The 408-nt window shown below is 70.8% G+C and carries 1 protein-coding gene; it reads left to right on the plus strand.

Annotated elements, in window-relative coordinates; translation table 11 throughout:
• On the plus strand, nucleotides 1-252 hold a 252-nt coding region (locus tag DBV35_RS29355; protein ID WP_117434499.1), incomplete at its 5' end, for a CBS domain-containing protein.
• Between the last annotated feature and the right edge of the window lie 156 nt (nucleotides 253-408).

Below are 408 nucleotides of genomic sequence, written 5' to 3' on the forward strand. Positions count from 1 at the left end.
ACCGACGGCGGGGGCCTGCTGGATCTCACCGTCGCCGACGTCATGACCCGCCACGTCGTGACCTGTTCGCCGGAGGACTCGCTCGCCGAGGCCATGGGTCTGATGAACCGCTGGCGTCACCGCCACCTGCCCGTCGTCGACGGCGGACGGCTCGTCGGGATGATCAGCATCGGTGACGTCGTCAAGCAGCGGCTGGCCGAGATGAGCACCGAGGCCGGGGTGCTGCGCGACATCTACCTCGCCTCGCACTGATCCCGCCCCCGGTCGTCCCCGGTGTGACGTGACCGTTTCGCCGGGAACGACCGGGGTGCGCCGTGCGTTGGACCGGACATGACTGCAGCGAGTGCCACCGCAGGTCGCCGCGCCGGCCGCACGGCCGCGTTCGCGACACTGTTCCGTGCCCTCACC

The sequence above is a fragment of the Acuticoccus kandeliae genome (genome assembly GCF_003073115.1).